Consider the following 19,703-nt stretch of genomic DNA (forward strand, 5'->3'; position numbering starts at 1 on the left):
GAATCCCTCCACTATGTTCTCGCGGGCGCAAGGTGGCAAGTGTTCCACTTCGACAGAAGGATCAAGCCTGGCGGGTCACTCTTTGACCTGGTCCCGCCCGTCCTGCACCTCAAAGTCCCCCACATCAAGGTCGCCGGCACCAAACGCCGCAGGTTCCAGGACGACGTAGACGGCACCGGACGCCGTGGCTTTACTCCGGGCCAGGGTGAAAGCGGACGGCGCGGCACCTGATTCAAAGAGCCGCTTGCCTTGGCCGAGCACTACGGGAAAGACGATGAGCCGGTATTCGTCCACCAGGCCTGCATCGTGCAGGGCGCGGGCAAGATGGTGGCTGCCATGCACCTGCAGTTCGCGGCCCGGGCCGGACTTCAGGTCGTCGATGGCTTCCAGGAAGTTGCCCGACAGAATGGTGGTGTTGTTCCACGCCGCTTCGCTGAGGGTGTTGGAAACCACGTACTTGGGCAGGCTGTTGAGCGCGGCGGCCACCCCGTTTTCCGGGTCGGTGACCTTTTCCCAGTAGGGGTGGAACAGTTGGTAAGTGGTCCGGCCAAGGAGGATGGCGTCGGCTTCGGCGAACCAGCCGTCAACGATCCGGCCAAAGTCGTCGTCGACGTGCGGGACCAGCCAGCCGCCGAATTCGAATCCGCCGCTGGTGTCTTCCTCCCTGCCGCCCGGGCCCTGCATGACGCCGTCGAGGGTCAGGAACGTGTTGACCGCGAGTTTCATGGTTCGGCTTTCGGGGTCGGCGTTTCAGGGCGGGCGGGGACCGGAGGAGGGTAGCCTCCGGGCAGCGGCTCGTAGCCTCCCGGCGGCGGATAGCCTCCCGGCGGGGCGTCGGCGGGGTCCGTCGGCCCCATGTCCAGGCGGAACGGCGGGTATTCGTCCCGCATCAGTGCAACGTAGGCGGTGACGCGGTATACCCAGCGGTTCAGGCCCAGCAACAGGTCGAACAGGCTGCGGAGGTACCTGCCCGTGAAGAGCAGGATGACGCCGGCGATCAGGGTCAGGAGTGCAATGAGCGAAAGGGTGCCGCCCGAGGCGTAGCGGGCTCCGTAACCCGACCAGTCGTCGTCGGACGCCACCCAGGTGCGCGTCGTGCCCGCGAGGACACCAACGATCAGCAGGTGCGGAATGGCCAGCAGCCACGACTTGACCAGCACCAGGCCCCGCGAGAGGCGTTCCGGGTAGTCGACGTCGAAGTCGGCAGGATAGTCGGTGCGGGCCAGTGTGAACGGCGGATAGCGGTCCGTTCCGATCGCCGTGAAGGCGTAAAAGGAGACCCGCCAGCTCCAGCGCAGCACGCCCACGTTGAAGTTGAACAGCGAGCGCGGGTAACTGGCCGTGAACAGGATAGCGAACCAGGCCACGATGGTGGTGACGATGAGTGCGAACCACAGGAAGAACAGGACGATGAAGTGCGGAATGGCCAGGAACCACTTGATCAGCCACATCCCCCGGGACAGGGCGGGATCGAGGTAGCCGCTAAGCCGCACCGGATAGGTGGCGGAGTCCCAGGGCAGGGGCTCGGTTGCCCCGGGAGCGCTGACCCCGGACGGCGGAACGCCCGCGGGCGGCGTAGCTGCGTATGGCACGCCAGTTGGTCCCGCTAGCGGTCCCGTTACCGGGGCTGCCGGTCCGGCTGCCGGGCGGTGCGGGGGCGGGCCGTGCTTCCCAAGGCCGGCGGCACCGGCGATGATCAGCGGCACGCCCACGGCCAGCAGTGCGATGCCGCTGATTAGGAGCCCGATAAACACGGGCAACAGCAGATCGGAGCGGACGCCCGCCTGCAGGTCCACGGAAACCGGGGTACCGCCGTCGGCATTCATGACCACCACGGCCCAGCGGCCGGTGCGCAGGTCCCACTCAATCTGCTGGGTACCTGTTCCCTGTGCGGACGTGGACCAGAACGGTTGGGTCCCCGGAGCAGCAGGTACGGCGTCGCCGGGAACTTCCCGGTATTGGGCCCGGAACGGGGAGAAGTCCACTTCGGTGAGCTCGGAGTGCCTGACGTTGGCGAGGTACCGGGCCACCTCCTCCTGCGGTCCGATGCCGATGAAGATCTGCTGTCCGGCGGCCGCCGTGCCGCGGAGGAGCACCCGGCCAGCGCTGTCCACCGGGAGGATATCCGGCAGCTCCTCGTCCACCAGGACATTCAGGCCGGGCGAGGTGATGGCCCGTGTGGCCACGTCGTAGCGCTCGGTGGGTGTGGTGAAGAATCCGTTGTCGCGCTGCTGGAAGTTGACCCATCCCACTCCGGCGGCGGCTGTCAGCAGTCCGAGCCCCATCAGGGCAGCGAGGGTGCCAAGCACCAGCATGACTATCCGGCCTGGTCTCATGGCCGCAGTCCTTTCTTGCTTATGCCTTCCCCCGGCGGCTACCGACCCGCTCTCTTGAGCAGGTTCCCGGCCAAGATGGCCGCTTTTCAAGGTCGCCGCTGCGGGGCGGGCACTCACTGCCTTTCACGTAGAAGGACAAAGGTTTGGAGACCAGGGTGTTCATACGTACTCTTTGACTCGGTGGATGAAAACCGGATCCACGATTTTCACCCGGCAGGGCACTTCCGAGCTGTCCACTCCGGATGACAGCCGGGACAGGCGGGCGCATTCGTGGAGTTGCTCAAGGACCGGCTCGGTAACCCGGGCCCGGGACAGATCGATGGTGAGCTCCTTGCCGTGCAGCAGCGACGTGGTGCGCCGGGCGACCACATACAGCGCCCGGAGGCTGGCGCCGGTGACAACTCCACGGACCTCGATGCCGGCAGCCTCCAGGTCCGCTGCAATACGGACCACGATCTTCAGCCGATGTTCAGAATGCTCATAATGCGTGGTGGAGGCGGCTCCATGACGGGCGACGACGGAGGTTCGGGTACCCGGGACGGTACGCGTCTGATGGTTCATGAGGCCGTGGTCTCCTGCTATGTCCGGGAGGCGCACCGCGCCAGCCCTTCCCCAATGATGTAGCGAGACCTGTTGCCCTGCGGCGAAGCATCTCCCACCCCCAAGGTGCGTGCGGTTTTATCGCATACGTGAAATGCCCCACAACAAGAATGGCTGTCCGCGGTTGAACCGGTAAGGGACGAAAGTCCCGTATGCGGCAAGGCATCGCGGCTTAGTAGCCTGTTCGTATGTCACACGCTGCCCCTGAACTCGTTCTTGCCTCCGTCCGGCAGCCCGGAGAATCCGCGCCCCGGAACGTTCACATCAACAATGGGGTTATTACCCGGATAGCGGCGGCGGAGGAGCGGCCGGCCGGTGCGCGCATTGTGGACCTCGACGGGCGGTACGTCATTCCGGGTTTGTGGGATGAGCACGTGCACATGACCCAGTGGGCCATGGCGGCCAACCGGATCGATCTGTCGGATGCCGCCTCAGCTCGGGAAGCCGTCGACATCATCCGGTCCCGGGTCGCCCGCACGGGCGGGGGCGACGACGGGGGCGGCGGTCCGGTCGCCGGCGACGTCGGGACGACGCTGGTGGGCGTCGGGTTCCGCGATGCCGTCTGGGCGGACGCTCCCAGCTTGGCGATGCTCGACGCCGTGACGCAGGGCGTGCCCGCGGCGCTAATCAGCCACGACCTCCACTGTGTGTGGGTGAACAGCGCGGCCGCGAAACGCTTCGGGGTTGAGGTGGATGCCAGCGGCCTGCTGCGCGAGGACCCGGCATTTGCCCTGACGCGCGAACTCGGCCGCTTGCCGGACTCCGTGGTGGACGCCTGGGTCCGGGAGGCGGCACGGAAGGCCGCCTCCCGCGGAGTGGTGGGCATTGTGGACTTCGAGATGACCTGGAACCGCGATGTGTGGCTCAGGCGCATCACCGGCGGCTTCGACTCGCTGCGGGTGGACGCCGGCGTCTATCCGGAGCACCTGGACCGGGCGCTGCTCGAGGGCATGCAGACGGGAGAGGACATCCCGGACGGGAACGGCCTGCTCAGGGTGGGGCCGCTCAAGGTGCTGATCGACGGTTCGCTCAACACCCGGACCGCCTACTGCGTGGATCCGTACCCGCACGGTGGACGGGGACTGCTGACCGTCAGCGAAGCGGAACTGCTGGCGCTGCTGGTCCGGGCCTGCGATTCCGGTTTCGTTCCTGCGGTCCATGCCATCGGCGACGCCGCGAACCAGGTGGCGCTGAACGCGTTCCAAACCGCCGGCATCCGGGGACGGATCGAACATGCCCAGTTTGTCCGGACGGAGGACTTCGCCCGCTTTGGCCGGCTGGGCATTACCGCGAGTGTCCAGCCGGCCCACGCCCTTGACGACAGGGACGCTGCGGACGCCAACTGGGGCGCCCGCGCCGACCGGGCGTTCCCGCTGCGGTCACTGCTGGCCGCCGGTGCCACGCTGGCACTTGGCTCAGACGCTCCGGTGGCTCGACTGGATCCCTGGACCGCCATGTCCGCCGCGACCACAAGGTCTGCCCTGGACGGACGCGGAGCCTGGCACCCGGAACAGGCCATCACCCGGGCGGAAGCCTTGGTGGCGTCTTCCCGGGGACGGGCCGGGATCCGCGTGGGAGATCCGGCGGACATCGCCGTGTTGGAGGCCGATCCGCTCAACGCGCCGGACAGGATCTTCGCATCGATGCCGGTGGCGGCGACGCTCGTAGGCGGCGCCTTCACGTACGACGGCGTGGGCGCGGTGACGTCCGCCCGCTAACCAGCGCGAACGGACACTTGAGGCCCAAGCCCCGGCATATTCCCTTAAGGCGCTATCCCTTTACCCGAGCTTGGACCAGGTTGGCATAGGGCAAGCGGCCGAATTCCTCACGGAAGCCTCGGTGATAGTCGGCCTCCGCCTGGCTCAGCCCGACGGCAGGAAGCTCCTTCCAGGCGATGATGAGGGACTTGGCGTTGGCGAGCTGCCAGATCAGCCGCCCGTCCCAATGGCCTGGCGGCTTTCCCTGGCCGAAGTCCATGAATTCCTGGATCTGTCGGCGCAGGCCGCGGTTGCCTTTGCTGCCGGGTCCGGCCTTGCCCACGTAGAGGACATCGGCGCCGTGGACCCATTCGGCAGCCAGCGCCGCCTGAGTCAGGGAAGGATTCTTCTTCTTGAACACGCCGGCCGTGCTCTTGGCCAGGAACTGCACCTGGAAGTCGTCAGGCTTGAGGACGGCGAAGATCCCCGGCGCCTGCGGAATCCGGTTGATTTCCAGTTCGTCGAAGGCCCTGAAGCCGGCGAAACCGTCCTCACGGAGCGCATTCCTGTTGACCTGCATGGTGGGGGTCCTTGGTTCGTGAACACGTAGGACGGCGGGCGGCCGCCAATGAAACTCTAGCCGGACGCCGTCGTCGACGTTATAGTAAGCATACTGATTACTTCGCGGGATTTCCGTCGTGGTCAGTCCATTAACTACCCGTTCCAGTCAAAGGAGACACCATGAGCACGAAGGTCGAAAAACGCATTCTGGTCAACGTCCCGGCAAGCACGGCGTACAACCAGTGGACCCAGTTCGAGGAATTTCCGCACTTCATGGGCGGCGTGAAGAGCGTGACGCAACTCAGCGACGATCGCCTTGAATGGGTTGCCGAAATCGCAGGTGTCCGCCGGAAGTGGGAGGCCAAAATCCTGGAGCAGGTGCCGGACCGCAAAGTGGCCTGGGCAGCGACGGAAGGTGCAACCAATGCGGGGACCGTGACCTTCGAAGATGTCGGAGGGGGCCAGACGTCGGTGCAGCTTTCACTCGAATACGAACCTGAAGGCATCGTGGAGACCCTGGGCGACAAGCTCAATGTCGTCGACCGCCAGGTAGAAGCGGACCTGCAGAGGTTCAAGGACTTCATCGAGGACGAAGGCTATGCAAGCGGTGCCTGGCGCGGGACCCTCAACGAAGGCGCCGCCCCGGGGACTCCCGGAGTGGACGCTGCGGCAGCTTCGCGCGGCGATTCCGGCAAGGCCGGCGTCTCGGGAAAGGTCGCGGCGGGAGTAGGAGTCGCCGCTGTAGCTGCCGCAGGGGTCGCCGCGAGCATGCGGGACAAGGACACCGACACCGCCCGAACCACTACGGCGCCCCTCGCCGATAGGACGGTTCCAGCCGTACCTCCCACCAACGCATCCGGCTACATCGGTGCCGCCGAGGGGTCCGGCACAACAGCAGGGACCGGCTCCGCATTGAGTGACGAGCGGATTGCCAAGCCCTTCGACCAGACCAACGGACTGGTCGATTTTGAAGGCGACTCCGACGAGACGGCGGCAAGCGACACAAGAAGCGAGGCTGAACGGCGCGCCGATGAAAAGCGCGACGGCGGCCTCCCGCCTGCGGCAGGAAGCCTCGGCCAGCACTAGGGCTGCGTTATCCCTCTCGGAACGGCCCGCCCTGCAGCAGTCAGGCAGGTTCGGGCCGTTCCCCTGAGCCGTCGGACCCGGGTAACCTACGGGCTTTGGGCCGCAAGTGGAGCGCAAGAGTTTAAAAAACCGCTGAACATCAACCCCGGCCAAAAGCGTAGAGTGGAACCAGACGCCTGATTCTGGACGCCGTGTGCTGAGGGAGAAATCGTGACGATTGACTGGGACGAAAAAAAGGCCCTGCTGCAGGAACCGAACATCGCTGCTGTAACCCAGCTTTGCGACGAACTGATGGAAAAGAAGCCGGGCTCCATAGTCCCGTACATCGACCCCGTCCATGACGAGGACGAGTGCCGGATCGTCAGTCTCCATGTCAGTCCCGGAAAGGGCACCGAATCTGGCTTCGTTTCGCACTTCAACGACGACGAAGCAGCCCGTCGGGCCACCTCAATCTACGAAATCGTGGAACTCGACCCCCGCTACGTAATGCCGTGGAACGCCTATCCCTGGGTGCGCGACCCGGATCTGCCGTCCGCCCTCAACGTCCAGGAAAAGACGGACGGTCTCAGGCCCTTCCGCCAGTTCCTCAAGATCAATAAGCGCGTCTCCGCCATCATCGCCCACGGCACGGACGCGCAGACCTTCCTGACCCTCTTCGAAAAGACGTACCACCAGTCCTTGAAGAACTCCGGAATCAAGGTCTACAAGGCCAGCGCACTTGGCGGCCGCGCATTTGCGGTCTCCGCGAACAAGCAGGAAGAGCTCCTGAGCAAAAGCGTCGAGATCTACAAGGACGCCATGCAGCGCGCAGGCATCCAGCACCTCTAGATACCGCCCACCCGAATAATGCCCCAACCGGAGTGACTCCCGACGCCGGGACTCAGCTTCGCGACGCGGCGTGCCTTACGCCTCCAGCAGCCGGCGACGGTGCTTGAGTTCCTTGAGCCACGACCTGGTGACCATCGCCGAAAACGGTGAGGCGCCGTCGTCGTTCGCTCCTGCGAAGGCCGTACCTGTTTCCAGGTCAGCCACCAGCGGGCCGGACGCTTTCAGTCCCAGCTCCAGTACCTGCACCGCCGCTCGTTCCGTCAGCCCCAGGCCGACGGTCCAGGCGAGGAAATGCTTCCGTGAGATCCCGGTCCGCTTGCCGTCCAGTGTCAGGGCCAGTGTTTTGTCCCCGTAAACCACCGTGGAGGGAATGTCGTACACCGGCGCGACGGACCACTCCCCTGACGGCTGTTGCACCATGGACACATTCTTGGCATGAAGATCGCCGTTCCCGCTCAGCCATGCGAAGGCCGCCTGGATGGCAAGATTCCGCAGCGCCGGCAGAGGCGCCGCGCAGTATTCCGCCAAGGCGTGGCACACCTGCCCGTAGCCCACGTTGTACTTATCCGCGGGATAAAGCCCCAGCACCTGAGCACCGTCCTCAACGGCGAGCCGCTGCACCGCGCCGTGGGTCGCGCCTGCCAGCGGGATCCGGTCGAAGCGCTCCACCAGCAGCCCAGGCCGTCCAGCGACGTCCCGGATCAGCCGGACTTTGCTCAGCGGAAGCCGCAGCTTGGCGGCATACCGGAACATCACCAGCTCGTTCTCCACCACATGCGGGAATTCCGGTGCATTGAGCTTGAGGATGTAGCGCCGCCCGGCACTGGCCACAGGCATGGAGATCATCCCGGCGGACAGCTTGTCCTGCACACCCGCAAGGGCAACGGGGTCAATCAGGCCCGAATCACCCAGCAGCGCGTCGAAGTCGACCGGCGTCTTCGGATTCAGCTCGACCGCGTGCTCATCCGGGTCCAGGGGCTCGCCATGGCCAACGATCTGAACGTCCCCCACCGGGTTGGCACCGGCGACGATCAGGAGCGAGAGCTCGTCATCCACACTGGTTTTCACCGAGCGCCGCAGCGCATTCAGCCGCCTGCCCTCCGGCAGGAGCCCCGTGAAGTAGGGTGGCGCGGCTCCCGCCGCGGACAGTACCGGCCTGTCTGTGAGGGGCAGGGAACTGGCGACGGCGGGACCGCCCGCCGCCAGGTACCCGGGCAGGTAGCTGAACTTGGTGCCGCCCTCATGCCGTTCGAGCCGCGCGGCCAGCACGCCCGCCTTATAGACGTCGGCGATGCGGTGCCTCATGGCCCGCTCTCCGGCAGCGACTGGTCCTGCACAGGCCGACGGCCGGCGGTTCCATGCCCGTCGATGGCGCGCTGTCCATCGATCGCGCGGTGCCCGTCGATGGCGCGGTGCCCGTCGATGGCGCGGGCCGCGACACGTGTCCGGGTGGTGAGCTGCAGCTCCAGCCCGAGCGTCTCCAGCAGCGCCAGGAGTGAATCCAGCTGCACGCTGCGCTTTCCCTGCTCAACGAAACGAACAAAGCGTTCGGACACTCCGGCGAGCTGGGCCAGGTCATGCTGAGTGAGCCGCAGGGCAGCGCGGCGTGCCCGAACCTCGGCCGCGAGCGCCGTCGTGAACGCATCCACCATTCCAACCTCCCGATAGGAACGAACGTACCGATTTCGCTCAGGTCACCATCTTACGGCGGGTTCCGGCCATGAGAAAGAGGAAATTCGGAACGAACGTACCGCCAGCCTGCTCGGCTGCAATCCTGTCAGGGAAAACAATTGACACGCCGTGTGACCCGTGCCATATTGAAGGAGTGAACCTGTCAGACAGCCGGACAGCCGGACAGCCCCTCGCCCGCCTCAGTGCGGCAGAGGCCGTCTTCAACGTCATCCGCACGGACATAGAATCCGGCAAGCTCGAGGTCGGCGCCAAACTGAGCTCCGAAGCCGCTCTCGCCCAGCAGTATGGTGTCAGCCGTTCGGTGGTCCGGGAGGCCCTGCGCTCCTGCAACGCCCTCGGCCTGACAACGACCAAGACCGGCCGCGGCACGTTCGTGGTGGCCAACAGCGTGGCCAAGGACCTGGTCCTCGGCCAGTACTCGGCCCTGGACCTCACTGAGGCCCGGCCGCACATCGAAGTCCCGGCAGCAGCACTCGCGGCCGAACGGCGCACTCCCGAGGAACTTGAAGGGCTGCGGGACATCGTTGCCGCAATGGCAGCCGAGGACGACCCCGAAGCCTGGGTCGGCCTCGACTCGAGCTTCCATGCCGCCATCGCCCGGGCCAGCCACAACAAGGTGTTCGAGAACGTCGTTTCCGACATCCGCGACGCCCTGGCACACCAGTCTGAAACGCTCAACATGGTGGCGGACCGGCAGCACGCCTCCGACCAGGAACACCAGCGGATCCTGGCCGCCATAGAAACGGGAAATGCCGCCGAAGCCAGCGCCGCCATGCAGGAGCACCTGCATGCCGTGGGCGTGGCGCTCAATTCAATCCTCAGCCAATAGCTCCCAGCAACAGACCCGCAGTACCGACTCACAGCACCTAAACCCAAGGACCCCATGTTCTCCCCAGCCTTGCCCGTCCATGCCCAGACTCCGGTTCAGACCCCGGACCTCACGGCCCTGCCGCAGCACACGGCTTTGGCTGCGCAGACCCGCGACGGGCTTGTGGAGAGCATCCACTACGGTTCGGTGATCGCCACCGCCCCGGATGCATCCGCCGCGGGAGGCCTCCGCACGCTGTTCTCCGCGGGCGACCCGCTGGCCCCTTTCTACCCGCGTTCGTCGCTCAAGCCGCTGCAGGCCGTGGCAATGGTCAGTGCCGGTCTCGAGCTTCCCGCCGACCTCCTGGCCCTCACGGCTGCCAGCCACTCCGGAGCGGCAATGCACCGCGACGGCGCCCTCCGCATCCTCGAAATGCACGGACTCACTGAGGATGCCCTGGAGAACAGCACGGACCTCCCCTACGGTCCGGACGAACGGGCCGAATGGCTCCGCAACGGCGGGACCGCCACCCAGCTGGCCCAGAACTGCTCCGGCAAGCACGCCGCCATGGCCGCAACCTGCGTCATCAACGGCTGGCCGGTGCGCGGCTACCTCGATCCGGCGCACCCTTTGCAGCAGCTCGTGGCCTCCACGGTCCGGAAACTCACCGGAGAAGAACCCGCGCGCACCAGCACCGACGGCTGCGGCACTCCCCTGTTCGCCCTCACCCTCCGCGGGATGGCCGGCGCATTCGGCCGGATGACGTCCGCAGTGGCGACCGACCCGGACAGCCCGGAAGCCGCCGTCGGCCGGGCGATGATGCAACACCCCGAAATGGTGGCCGGCGCCGGGCGTGATGTCACCGAGCTGATGCGCCTCATGCCCGGACTGCTGGCCAAAGACGGCTTCGAAGGCGTGCAGCTGGTGGGACTGCCGGACGGCCGCGCCGTGGCAGTGAAGATCTCCGACGGCGGCGACCGCGCCCGCATGCCGGTCACCGTCCGCGCGCTGGCAGCGCTCGACGTCGACACCGCACCGCTCGCCGGCATCGCCATCGGCGCTGTCCTCGGCGGCGGACGGTCCGTGGGCCTCTTGCAGGCCACCGATTTCCTGTCCGCGCCCGTCAACGAAGCCCTGTGAGGACCCCCATGACCACCATTACCGATCCTGCCCCGGACACCCGCTCCGAACACGACCTCCTCGGTGACCGGGCCGTCCCCGCCGCCGCGTACTGGGGCGTGCACACACTCCGCGCGGTGGAAAACTTCCCCATCACCGGCCAGCCGCTCTCCACGAACCTGTACCTGGTCCGCGGCCTGGCCGCGGTGAAACTCGCCGCCGCCCGCACCAACCGCGAACTCGGCCTGCTGGACGCCGAACGCGCCACCGCCATCGAAACGGCCTGCACCGAAATCCTTGCCGGGCACCTCGCCGAACAGTTCGTCGTGGACGTCATCCAGGGCGGCGCCGGAACCTCCTCAAACATGAACGCCAACGAGGTCATCGCCAACCGCGCCCTGGAAATCCTCGGCCACCCCAAAGGCCACTACACCCGCCTGCACCCCAACGACCACGTCAACCTCTCCCAGTCCACCAACGACGTCTACCCCACCGCGGTCAAACTCGGCACCATCTTCGCCGCCCGCGAACTCCTCGACGCCCTGGCCGAACTCGAGGAAGCCTGCGCCGCCAAAGCCGCCGAATTCCGCACCATCGTCAAAATGGGCCGCACCCAGCTCCAGGACGCCGTGCCCATGACCCTCGGCCAGGAATTCGGCACCTACGCCGTCACCATCGGCGAAGACCGGCTCCGCCTCGCCGAAGCGGACCTGCTCATCCACGAAATCAACCTCGGCGCCACCGCCATCGGCACCGGCCTGAACGCCCCTCCCGGCTACGCCGAGGCAGCCTGCCAGCACCTGGCCGAGATCACCGGCCTGCCCCTGGTCACCGCCCCGGACCTGATCGAAGCCACCCAGGACGTCGGCGCGTTCGTGCACCTCTCCGGCGTCCTCAAACGCGTCGCCGTGAAACTCTCCAAAATCTGCAACGACCTGCGCCTGCTCTCCTCCGGCCCCCGCGCCGGCCTGGGCGAAATCAACCTGCCCGCCGTGCAGTCCGGATCCTCCATCATGCCCGGCAAAATCAACCCCGTGATCCCCGAAGTCGTCTCCCAGGTCGCCTACGAAGTGATCGGCAACGACGTCACCATCACCATGGCCGCCGAAGCCGGCCAACTCCAGCTCAACGCCTTCGAACCCATCATCGTCCACAGCCTCCACAAGAGCATCTCCCACCTCGAAGCCGCCTGCCGCACCCTCACCGCACGCTGCATCCGAGGCATCACCGCCAACACCGAACACCTCCGCCTCACGGTCGAACAATCCATCGGCCTGGTCACCGCCCTGAACCCCCACCTCGGCTACGCCACCGCCACCGCGATCGCCCAGGAAGCCCTCGCCACCGGCAAAGGCGTCGCCGAACTCGTCCTCGAACACCAACTCCTCACCGCCGAACAACTCCAGGAACTCCTCAGCCCCCAACGCCTGGCCAACCTCAGCAAAATCCCCAACCAAACCGCTGGCTGAACCCGCCGAAACCAAGCCTCGACAGGCTCGACCACCGATTACGGAAACCAAAGGATCCCCCATGCCCAACCCCCAACAGGGCGCAGTCAATACCGCGGCCATCACAGACCACACCGTCCCGCCTCAGGCCCATGCCACTGAGAGCCTGCTGCACGCGGAGGACAAGGGCTATCACAAGAGCCTGAAGCCACGGCAGATCCAGATGATCGCGATCGGCGGGGCCATCGGCACCGGCCTGTTCCTCGGCGCGGGTGGCCGGCTCAACGCCGCGGGCCCGTCCCTGGTCATCGCCTACGCCGTCTGCGGCTTCTTCGCCTTCCTGATCCTGCGCGCCCTGGGCGAACTCATCCTGCACCGGCCCTCCTCAGGCTCCTTCGTCTCCTACGCCCGCGAATTCTTCGGCGAAAAAGCCGCATTCGTCGCCGGCTGGTTCTACTGGATCAACTGGGCCACCACCACCATCGTGGACATCACCGCCGCCGCCCTCTACATGAACTTCTTCGGCAACTACGTCCCCTGGATGGCCGACGTCCCGCAGTGGGCGTGGGCCCTGATCGCCCTCGTTGTCGTCCTGGGCCTGAACCTCGTCTCCGTGAAGGTCTTCGGCGAAATGGAATTCTGGTTCGCCATCATCAAGGTCGCCGCCCTGGTCGCGTTCCTGGTCATCGGCAGCTACTTCGTCATCTTCGGCACCCCCGTGGACGGCCAGCAAGTGGGCTTCAGCCTCATCTCCGACAACGGCGGAATCTTCCCCAACGGCATCCTGCCCATGATCATCCTGATGCAGGGTGTGCTGTTCGCCTACGCCTCGATCGAGCTGGTGGGCACCGCCGCCGGCGAGACCGAAAACCCTGAGAAGATCATGCCCAAGGCCATCAACTCCGTGGTCTTCCGCATCGCCGTGTTCTACGTCGGCTCCGTAATCCTGCTGGCCCTGCTGCTGCCCTACACCTCCTACCAAAAGGGCGTCAGCCCCTTCGTGACCTTCTTCGGCTCCATCGGCATCCAGGGCGTGGACGTCATCATGAACCTCGTGGTCCTCACCGCCGCCCTGTCCTCCCTGAACGCCGGGCTCTACTCCACCGGCCGGATCCTGCGCTCCATGTCCGTGGCCGGCTCCGCCCCGAAGTTTGCCCAGCGCATGAACAAGGCAGGCGTCCCTTACGGCGGCATCGCCATCACCGCCGGCGTCTCGCTCCTGGGCGTTCCGCTGAACTACCTCGTTCCTTCCGATGCCTTCGAAATCGTACTGAACGTCGCCTCCGTGGGCATCATCGTCACCTGGGCCACCATCGTGCTGTGCCAGATGCAGCTGAAGCGCTGGGCGGACAAGGGCTGGCTCAAGCGCCCCTCCTTCCGGATGTTCGGCGCGCCGTACACCGGCTACCTCTCGCTGCTGTTCCTTGTCGGGGTCCTGGTCATGGTCTTCATCGAGTCACCCCTGACCCTCCTGGTGACGCTCATCGCCTGCGCCCTGATGGTGGTCGGCTGGTACATGTGCCGGAAGCAGATCCATGAGATCGCCGAAGCCCGCGACGGTTACACCGGCATGTCCCCGGTGGTGGCCAACCTCCCGACCCGCGGTGCCGAGGAAAAGATCTAGCACTCTCCTCCTGGCGCGAACGGACACCTGCGGCCCTGAAGTCTTCGGATGGAAAGGCCGCAAGTGTCCATTCGCGCTTAACCGGAGCCGGCGTAATGCAACGCCGCTGCAACCCCCGCAGGGGCCGGTTCGCATATGCTCAGCAGAGAAGTTCACGCTGGCTCAACGACGAACCACCACAGGAGTAACGCTCATGACCACCTGGCGGATCAGGGATTTCCATTCGGCCGATCTTGACGGCATCCTGCACCTCTGGGAGTCGCTCAAGGCCACCAACGTGGAGCCCGTCTACGCGCTCTCCGAGGTTCTGGCCTCGTGCGAAAAGGACCACGCCGTCGTGGCGGTGCAGGGCGACCAGGTGGTGGGTGCCGCCGTCGGACGTGCCGCGCACGACCAGGGCTGGATTGTCTTCCTGGCCACGCTCCCCGAATTCCGCGGCCGCGGGATCGGCACTTCGCTGCTGGCCGCGGTGGAAAACCGGATGGCCCCGCATGGGCTGAACAAGCTCTCCGCACTCATGCCGGAGTCGGAAACCCGCGTGGAGGCGTTCCTTAGCCGCGGCTTCGTGCTCAAGAAAAACCTCCGGTACTTTGAGCGCACCATTCCGGTGCAGCGCCAGGAACTCGAGCCCCTCGGCCTTCTCGGCGGCCGCATCCTGGCCCGCGATCTCTGGGAGAACGTGGCAGGCATGCGCAACGAGAAGGAACTGCTGGAACGGCGGCTGGTGCTTCCCCTGGCGGAAGCAGACCTTGCGGACGAATTCGGCGTGGTGCCGCCGCGCGCCGTCGTGCTCTTCGGTCCGCCCGGCACCGGCAAAACGACGTTTGCCAAGGCGATCGCCTCCCGACTCGAATGGCCGTTCGTGGAAGTATTCCCCTCCAGGCTCGCCGCCGATCCGAAGGGCCTGGCGGGCGCACTTCGGGAAACATTCCTGGAGATCGCTGAGCTGGAACATGCCGTGGTGTTCATAGACGAGGTGGAGGAGATCGCGTCCCAGCGGTCCGGCGAACCGCCGTCGCCGCTGCAGGGCGTCACCAATGAGCTCCTCAAAATCATCCCCGCATTCCGTGAACAGCCCGGACGCCTGCTGGTGTGCGCCACCAACTTCATCCGCGCGCTGGACACCGCCTTCCTGCGGCACGGCCGGTTCGACTACGTGATCCCCATCGGACTCCCGGACGCCGAGGCTCGGCGCGCCATGTGGGAACGCTTCATCCCGGCCACCGTGGTGGACGACGTGGACGTTGAGTTGCTGGTGGACCGCACCGAGGGCTTCTCTCCCGCCGACATCGAATACGCGGCCCGGAGCGCCTCCCAGCGGGCGCTGGAGAAGGCCGTGTACGACGACGGCGGGCTGGCTTCCGGGGGCACCGTCTCCGTCCGCGAGGCCGTCCGGAAGGGACCCGCCACGCAGGATTACCTCGACGCCATCGGGGACACCCGGACCACGGTCAGCAAAGAGGTCTACGAGCTGTTCCTTGAGGACATCGACGCGTTGGGCCGGGTGTAGCACCCGCCGCGCGTTCGATGATCCTGTTCCTAACTGTTGTCAGCGGCATCGCCTGGACGGTGGTGTACGTTGAGGCAGTCCGGGTCGGCTTCAGGGACCGGAGCTATGCCATTCCCGCCGCAGCCCTGGCGCTGAACTTCGCCTGGGAGGCCATCTATGCCTCGCGCTCTGCCGCCACCGCACTGTCCGTCCAGGGCGTCATCAACATCGTCTGGGCGCTGGCCGACGTCGCCATCCTGTACACGTTCTTCAGGTTCGGCCGGGCCGAGTTCCCGGCCTGGGTGACGCGGAAGCTCTTCCTCGGATGGGCGCTCCTCCTGGGCGTCACCGCCTTCGCCGTGCAGCTGTTGTTCGTCGCAGAGTTCGGCTGGGAGGCCGCACCGCGCTACTCGGCGTTCCTGCAGAACCTGCTGATGTCCGGGCTGTTCATCGCCATGTTCATTGCCCGCGGCGGCGCCCGGGGACAGTCGCTTCTGATAGCCGTGGCCAAATGGATCGGGACGCTGGCTCCCACCATCGTGTTCGGCTGGCTCGGCAACTCGCTGCTGATCCTCGGCGTCGGCGCGCTCTGCAGCATTTTTGACCTCGCCTACATCGGCCTGATCTGGCGGGCACGGGCAGCTTCGGCTGTTGCGCGCACCTCCCACCTCTGACGCATAACGGGCGGCGCTGGAGCCGCTGCGGCCCCCGGCGGTACTCTTTGAGCCATGTCCAACAATCCCCTCCGGCACGCCATGGCCCGCATGGGCGGCCGTGACCCGCATGAGAAGCACCGGGCCGCCACGCCGCTGGAGCTGTTCTTCGACCTGACGTTTGTCATTGCCTTCGGTGTGGCCGGAAGCCAGTTCGCCCACGAGATTGCCGAAGCCCACTTCGGTGCCGGGCTGCTGGGATTCTCCTTCGCGATGTTCGCCGTCATCTGGGCCTGGATCAACTTCACGTGGTTTGCCAGCGCCTACGACACCGACGACTGGGTGTTCCGCGTGGTCACCATGGTCCAGCTCATTGGCGTGCTGATCCTGGCCATGGGGATCGAGCCGATGTTCCACTCGCTGGTGGAGGGCGACCATGTGGACAACGCCGTGATGGTGGGCGGCTACGTGATCATGCGCCTCGCCCTGGTTTTCCAGTGGTTGCGCGCGGCACGGCAGGATCCGGCGCGCCGGCAGACCTGCCGGCGCTACGCGCTGTACCTCGGCGTGGTGCAGCTCGGCTGGATCGCGGTGCTCATCATTGAGGCGGACATCCTGACCACGTTCCTTGTTGCTGCGCCCCTGTTCATTCTGGAAATGGCCACGCCCTACGCCGCGGAGCGGAGCATGCGGACCCCGTGGCACGCGCACCATATCGCCGAGCGCTACGGCCTGCTGGCCATCATCGCCCTGGGCGAATGCCTGATCGGTGCGATCGAAACCCTCCGCGCCATCGTGGCCAACCACGGCTGGAGCGTCGACGCGGCGCTGGTGGGCTTCGGCGGCACAGCGCTGGCCTTCGGCATGTGGTGGATCTACTTCATTCTGCCCGCCGGCCCGGCCCTGCACCTCCAGCGGCACCGCTCATTCTTCTTCGGCTACGGGCACATGCCCGTCTTCGCGGCCATTGCCGCCACCGGCGCCGGGCTGCACGTGGCCGCCTACTACATCGACCATGAGGCCCACATCAGTGCCGCCGTGGCAGTGGCCAGCATCGCGATACCCGTGGGGCTGTTCAAACTCTCCCTGACCTGGCTGTTCAGCGTGATGATCTGCGTGGACCGCACCGTGATTTCCGTGGCAGCCGGGGTACTGGCGGCTCTTGCGGGCAGCGTGGGACTCGCCGCGGCCGGGGTCTCGGTGCCCGTCTGCCTGCTGCTGATTGTGCTCGCGCTGGGCGTGTCGATTGTCATCGATGAAAAGCGCGGCACCGAACGTATGAACACGGCACTGGAGGAGCTGAAAGCCCGAGCCTAAGCCTTCCCGTCCGGGCGGCCGTCCGCCGATTCCGAAGTCTCGGCAGGCACGCCCGCCGGGGCCCCTTCAGCCGTCGCATCGTCATAGGAGAGGTTCTCGTAGTCGGTGTCGTCCGCCTCATCCAGGCGGTCGTCGAGCTCCTCGAGCAGCCACGGGTTCACGCGGGCCAGGATCTTCCGGACCTCCTCCACCGGGACGGCGTCGTAGAGCACCGGCCGGGCCTCGTCATAGCGTGTGACCGGCGGCTTGTCCGGCCACTTCTCGGCCAGGGCCCTCACGCGCTCAGGGATGGAGTTGTGGGCGTTATCCGCAATCTTGACCAGGGCGGCGTCGTGGTCTTCAGCGATGAACCGGATACCGGCCTGATAGTCGTCCGGGTTGTCGTGCAGCCGCTTGGTGACGCGCTCGATGATGCCCACGGCGCGCTCGGAAACGCCCATGTCCAGCAGCGCCTGCCGGGTGATGGGGGTGTCTTCGGCGATGTCGTGCAAGTAGCCGGCGATCCGGATGTCGTCGTCGAAATCCTCCAGGGCATCGCCGACAGCGAGAACATGTTCCCGGTACGGCCGCTTGAGCTTGTCCTTCTGGCGGTTGTGGGCCACCTCGGCGAGAACCCGGGCTGTATCCACAGTGAATCGTGGCTGGGAGGGGTTCGCGTCCGTGGTTCCTGTTTCTGACATGGTTCCAGCCTACGCGCCTGCCTGCCCCGCCCCCGGCCACACCCAGGGGTCCCGGGGCAGCGCGGCGGGATCGAACAGGCTCAGCGCCTTCTCCAGGGGCCCGGCGGGCAACCCCAGGGATTCCAGGATGGTGTCCCGGACCCGGCCCGCATCCAGCCCCGTATGGGCCAGGTCCGCCAGCGTCACTGCGCCGTCGCGCTTGGCCAGCCGGACGCCGTTGGAATTCACCACGAGCGGCACGTGGGCATATTCCGGAACGAAAATATTCAACAGCGAAGCGAGGTAGGCCTGCCTGGGGGTGGAGGGCAGGAGGTCGTCGCCGCGGACCACCTGGTCAATCCCCTGCGCGGCGTCATCCACTACTACGGCCAGATTGTAGGCGGTCACACCGTCGTTGCGCCGCAACACAAAATCGTCCACCACGCCCGTGTACGGGCCATGCAGCCGGTCTTGCACCGTCCAGTCGGGCGCCGCCGCGCGGAGCCGGATGGCGGCGGGCCGGATTGTCCTTTTGAATTCGAGTTCCGCAGGGTCGAGGTTCCGGCACGTCCCGGGGTACGCACCCTGCGGGGCGTGGGGAGCGGACGGCGCTTCCTGAATTTCCCGCCGTGTGCAGAAACATTCGTAGGTCATCCCCGCCGCGGCCAGGCGGCTGATTGCTGCCGTGTAGAGCGGCTCGCGCTCAGTCTGGCGCACGACGCCGCCGTCCCAAGTTACGCCGATGGCCGCCAGATCGCGGAGCTGCTCCGCCTCCGCCCCCGCACGTGCCCGGTCCAGATCCTCCACCCGCATCAGGAACCGCCGGCCGGTGGAGCGGGCAAAGAGCCAGGCCAGGATGGCTGTCCTGAGGTTTCCCACGTGAAGTTCGCCGGAGGGGCTCGGGGCGAAGCGGCCGGCTGATGTCATGGCACCAGCCTAGGCCGACCAGCGGCGCGCGAAGCAACACGGCGATGAAACACAAGAGCCCCTCAGCTACCGAACACTCCGGTGATCCGGCGTCGGTGGCTCAGGGGCTCTTGCCGTGCCGGGTCCGGGAGCATAGCTCCGGACCCCTTGCACTGCTTGCGGAATGACGATGCGTGAACAAGTGTCAATCAGCGGCGGCCTCTTTGCGGGAAACCTGTTCCAGGGACCGGGTGGTGTACCGGGGCTCCTGTAGCCTGCGGGATCCGGCGGTAGCCACTGTCCCTTGTTGCCACTATTTCAACAGAAGTCCTACAGTAGGCGCAACGGGCAAGTGCTTCCCTGGTCAGACTGATCAGTCACGGAGTGCTATGAAGGCAGAGAGTGATCAGATTGCAGGAACTCGATCCCACCGACCGGCGGATCCTTGCCGCGTTGGACGATGACCCCCGGGTGCCCATCATGGTCCTCGCGCAGAAGCTGGGCCTGGCGCGGGGGACCGTGCAGTCGCGCCTGGAGCGGATGGCGGCATCGGGCGCACTCCGGCCGAACAGCAGCCGGGTCCTGCCCTCCGCGCTTGGCCGGGGCGTGGCCGCGGCGGTGAGCGCGGAACTGGACCAGAGCCACCTGAACGAGGCCATCGCCGCGCTGCGGAAGATCCCTGAAGTCCTCGAATGCCATGCCCCTGCCGGCGACACCGATCTCCTGATCCGCGTGGTTGCCAAGAGTCCGGACGACCTCTACAGGGTGTCCGAGGAAATCCGGCTCTGCCCCGGCATTGTCCGCACGTCCACCAGCATGTTCCTGCGCGAAGTCATTCCCTACCGCACCACCGGCCTGCTCGACGCCTGAGGCCGCATAG

General features: G+C 66.2%; 19 protein-coding genes. 11 read left to right on the forward strand and 8 right to left on the reverse strand.

Annotated features, from left to right (window positions below; translation table 11 throughout):
• Positions 1 to 75 precede the first annotated feature (75 nt).
• The 3 genes from J2805_RS00185 to J2805_RS00195 form a co-directional block, all read right to left on the reverse strand.
• A complete protein-coding gene (locus J2805_RS00185) occupies positions 76 to 726 on the reverse strand; it encodes a dihydrofolate reductase family protein (RefSeq protein ID WP_309967381.1) in 651 nt (216 codons plus the stop codon).
• Positions 723 to 2,336: a DUF4389 domain-containing protein gene (locus J2805_RS00190; RefSeq protein WP_309967384.1), complete on the reverse strand. Its 1,614-nt coding sequence runs from the start codon at positions 2,334 to 2,336 to the stop codon at positions 723 to 725. The genes J2805_RS00185 and J2805_RS00190 overlap by 4 nt, the downstream gene beginning before the upstream one ends.
• 159 nt (positions 2,337 to 2,495) lie before the next feature.
• On the reverse strand, positions 2,496 to 2,897 hold the full coding sequence (locus J2805_RS00195) for a hypothetical protein (protein ID WP_309967387.1): 402 nt from the start codon (positions 2,895 to 2,897) through the stop codon (positions 2,496 to 2,498).
• Between the two features lie 227 nt (positions 2,898 to 3,124).
• Between J2805_RS00195 and J2805_RS00200 the strand changes: the two genes are divergently transcribed.
• Complete coding sequence (locus J2805_RS00200; protein ID WP_309967390.1) at positions 3,125 to 4,654, forward strand: amidohydrolase; 1,530 nt, start codon at positions 3,125 to 3,127, stop codon at positions 4,652 to 4,654.
• Between the two features lie 52 nt (positions 4,655 to 4,706).
• Here the strand turns inward: J2805_RS00200 and J2805_RS00205 are convergent, their stop codons facing one another.
• Positions 4,707 to 5,213, reverse strand: a complete 507-nt coding sequence (locus tag J2805_RS00205) for a hypothetical protein (protein ID WP_309967393.1) — start codon at positions 5,211 to 5,213, stop codon at positions 4,707 to 4,709.
• Positions 5,214 to 5,374: 161 nt separating this feature from the next.
• On the opposite strand from J2805_RS00205, the gene J2805_RS00210 reads away from it, so the two are divergent.
• Both J2805_RS00210 and J2805_RS00215 read left to right on the forward strand, forming a co-directional pair.
• Complete coding sequence (locus J2805_RS00210) at positions 5,375 to 6,280, forward strand: SRPBCC family protein (protein WP_309967397.1); 906 nt, start codon at positions 5,375 to 5,377, stop codon at positions 6,278 to 6,280.
• A gap of 210 nt (positions 6,281 to 6,490) precedes the next feature.
• Positions 6,491 to 7,108 carry a uracil-DNA glycosylase family protein gene (locus J2805_RS00215; RefSeq protein WP_309967399.1) on the forward strand — a complete coding sequence of 206 codons (618 nt, stop codon included), beginning with the start codon at positions 6,491 to 6,493 and terminating at the stop codon, positions 7,106 to 7,108.
• Positions 7,109 to 7,183: 75 nt separating this feature from the next.
• Here the strand turns inward: J2805_RS00215 and J2805_RS00220 are convergent, their stop codons facing one another.
• Both J2805_RS00220 and J2805_RS00225 read right to left on the reverse strand, forming a co-directional pair.
• On the reverse strand, positions 7,184 to 8,413 hold the full coding sequence (locus J2805_RS00220; protein ID WP_309967402.1) for a type II toxin-antitoxin system HipA family toxin: 1,230 nt from the start codon (positions 8,411 to 8,413) through the stop codon (positions 7,184 to 7,186).
• Positions 8,410 to 8,760 carry a type II toxin-antitoxin system Y4mF family antitoxin gene (locus J2805_RS00225; protein WP_309967405.1) on the reverse strand — a complete coding sequence of 117 codons (351 nt, stop codon included), beginning with the start codon at positions 8,758 to 8,760 and terminating at the stop codon, positions 8,410 to 8,412. Before J2805_RS00225 ends, J2805_RS00220 begins: the two co-directional genes overlap by 4 nt.
• Before the next feature lie 173 nt (positions 8,761 to 8,933).
• Here J2805_RS00225 and J2805_RS00230 point away from each other — a divergent pair, with 173 nt between their 5' ends.
• The 7 genes from J2805_RS00230 (at position 8,934) to J2805_RS00260 (ending at position 17,258) form a co-directional block, all read left to right on the forward strand.
• Positions 8,934 to 9,629, forward strand: coding sequence for a FadR/GntR family transcriptional regulator (locus J2805_RS00230; RefSeq protein WP_309967408.1), 696 nt, complete (start codon positions 8,934 to 8,936; stop codon positions 9,627 to 9,629).
• Between the two features lie 54 nt (positions 9,630 to 9,683).
• On the forward strand, positions 9,684 to 10,748 hold the full coding sequence (locus J2805_RS00235; protein ID WP_309967411.1) for an asparaginase: 1,065 nt from the start codon (positions 9,684 to 9,686) through the stop codon (positions 10,746 to 10,748).
• Between the two features lie 8 nt (positions 10,749 to 10,756).
• Positions 10,757 to 12,196, forward strand: coding sequence for an aspartate ammonia-lyase (locus J2805_RS00240; protein WP_309967413.1), 1,440 nt, complete (start codon positions 10,757 to 10,759; stop codon positions 12,194 to 12,196).
• Positions 12,197 to 12,257: 61 nt separating this feature from the next.
• Entirely contained in the window at positions 12,258 to 13,799 is a 1,542-nt protein-coding gene (locus J2805_RS00245; protein ID WP_309967416.1) for an amino acid permease, read from the forward strand.
• Positions 13,800 to 13,992: 193 nt separating this feature from the next.
• Entirely contained in the window at positions 13,993 to 15,309 is a 1,317-nt protein-coding gene (locus J2805_RS00250; RefSeq protein WP_309967418.1) for an ATP-binding protein, read from the forward strand.
• A 17-nt stretch (positions 15,310 to 15,326) separates the two neighbouring features.
• Positions 15,327 to 15,962, forward strand: coding sequence for a transmembrane-type terpene cyclase (locus tag J2805_RS00255; RefSeq protein ID WP_309967420.1), 636 nt, complete (start codon positions 15,327 to 15,329; stop codon positions 15,960 to 15,962).
• Between the two features lie 54 nt (positions 15,963 to 16,016).
• Positions 16,017 to 17,258 carry a low temperature requirement protein A gene (locus tag J2805_RS00260; RefSeq protein ID WP_309967423.1) on the forward strand — a complete coding sequence of 414 codons (1,242 nt, stop codon included), beginning with the start codon at positions 16,017 to 16,019 and terminating at the stop codon, positions 17,256 to 17,258.
• Here the strand turns inward: J2805_RS00260 and J2805_RS00265 are convergent.
• Positions 17,255 to 17,938, reverse strand: a complete 684-nt coding sequence (locus tag J2805_RS00265) for a phosphohydrolase (RefSeq protein ID WP_309967426.1) — start codon at positions 17,936 to 17,938, stop codon at positions 17,255 to 17,257. The two genes, J2805_RS00260 and J2805_RS00265, sit on opposite strands and share 4 nt — an antisense overlap.
• 9 nt (positions 17,939 to 17,947) lie before the next feature.
• Positions 17,948 to 18,844, reverse strand: a complete 897-nt coding sequence (gluQRS, locus tag J2805_RS00270) for a tRNA glutamyl-Q(34) synthetase GluQRS (RefSeq protein ID WP_309967429.1) — start codon at positions 18,842 to 18,844, stop codon at positions 17,948 to 17,950.
• A gap of 390 nt (positions 18,845 to 19,234) precedes the next feature.
• Here gluQRS and J2805_RS00275 point away from each other — a divergent pair, with 390 nt between their 5' ends.
• Positions 19,235 to 19,693, forward strand: coding sequence for an Lrp/AsnC family transcriptional regulator (locus J2805_RS00275; protein WP_309969036.1), 459 nt, complete (start codon positions 19,235 to 19,237; stop codon positions 19,691 to 19,693).
• Positions 19,694 to 19,703 lie beyond the last annotated feature (10 nt).

The organism is Arthrobacter oryzae (genome assembly GCF_031454875.1).
Taxonomy (GTDB): Bacteria; Actinomycetota; Actinomycetes; order Actinomycetales; family Micrococcaceae; genus Arthrobacter; species Arthrobacter oryzae_D.

Bases quoted from the DNA above. Each gene is read 5' to 3' on its own strand.
- J2805_RS00235 (WP_309967411.1), top strand. From the start codon at position 9,684: ATGTTCTCCCCAGCCTTGCCCGTCCATGCCCAGACTCCGGTTCAGACC.
- J2805_RS00250 (WP_309967418.1), top strand. From the start codon at position 13,993: ATGACCACCTGGCGGATCAGGGATTTCCATTCGGCCGATCTTGACGGC.
- J2805_RS00200 (WP_309967390.1), top strand. From the start codon at position 3,125: ATGTCACACGCTGCCCCTGAACTCGTTCTTGCCTCCGTCCGGCAGCCC.
- J2805_RS00190 (WP_309967384.1), bottom strand. From the start codon at position 2,336: ATGAGACCAGGCCGGATAGTCATGCTGGTGCTTGGCACCCTCGCTGCC.
- J2805_RS00255 (WP_309967420.1), top strand. From the start codon at position 15,327: ATGATCCTGTTCCTAACTGTTGTCAGCGGCATCGCCTGGACGGTGGTG.
- J2805_RS00205 (WP_309967393.1), bottom strand. From the start codon at position 5,213: ATGCAGGTCAACAGGAATGCGCTCCGTGAGGACGGTTTCGCCGGCTTC.
- J2805_RS00220 (WP_309967402.1), bottom strand. From the start codon at position 8,413: ATGAGGCACCGCATCGCCGACGTCTATAAGGCGGGCGTGCTGGCCGCG.
- J2805_RS00185 (WP_309967381.1), bottom strand. From the start codon at position 726: ATGAAACTCGCGGTCAACACGTTCCTGACCCTCGACGGCGTCATGCAG.
- J2805_RS00260 (WP_309967423.1), top strand. From the start codon at position 16,017: ATGTCCAACAATCCCCTCCGGCACGCCATGGCCCGCATGGGCGGCCGT.
- J2805_RS00265 (WP_309967426.1), bottom strand. From the start codon at position 17,938: ATGTCAGAAACAGGAACCACGGACGCGAACCCCTCCCAGCCACGATTC.
- J2805_RS00240 (WP_309967413.1), top strand. From the start codon at position 10,757: ATGACCACCATTACCGATCCTGCCCCGGACACCCGCTCCGAACACGAC.
- J2805_RS00225 (WP_309967405.1), bottom strand. From the start codon at position 8,760: ATGGTGGATGCGTTCACGACGGCGCTCGCGGCCGAGGTTCGGGCACGC.
- J2805_RS00245 (WP_309967416.1), top strand. From the start codon at position 12,258: ATGCCCAACCCCCAACAGGGCGCAGTCAATACCGCGGCCATCACAGAC.
- J2805_RS00195 (WP_309967387.1), bottom strand. From the start codon at position 2,897: ATGAACCATCAGACGCGTACCGTCCCGGGTACCCGAACCTCCGTCGTC.
- J2805_RS00210 (WP_309967397.1), top strand. From the start codon at position 5,375: ATGAGCACGAAGGTCGAAAAACGCATTCTGGTCAACGTCCCGGCAAGC.
- gluQRS (WP_309967429.1), bottom strand. From the start codon at position 18,844: ATGACATCAGCCGGCCGCTTCGCCCCGAGCCCCTCCGGCGAACTTCAC.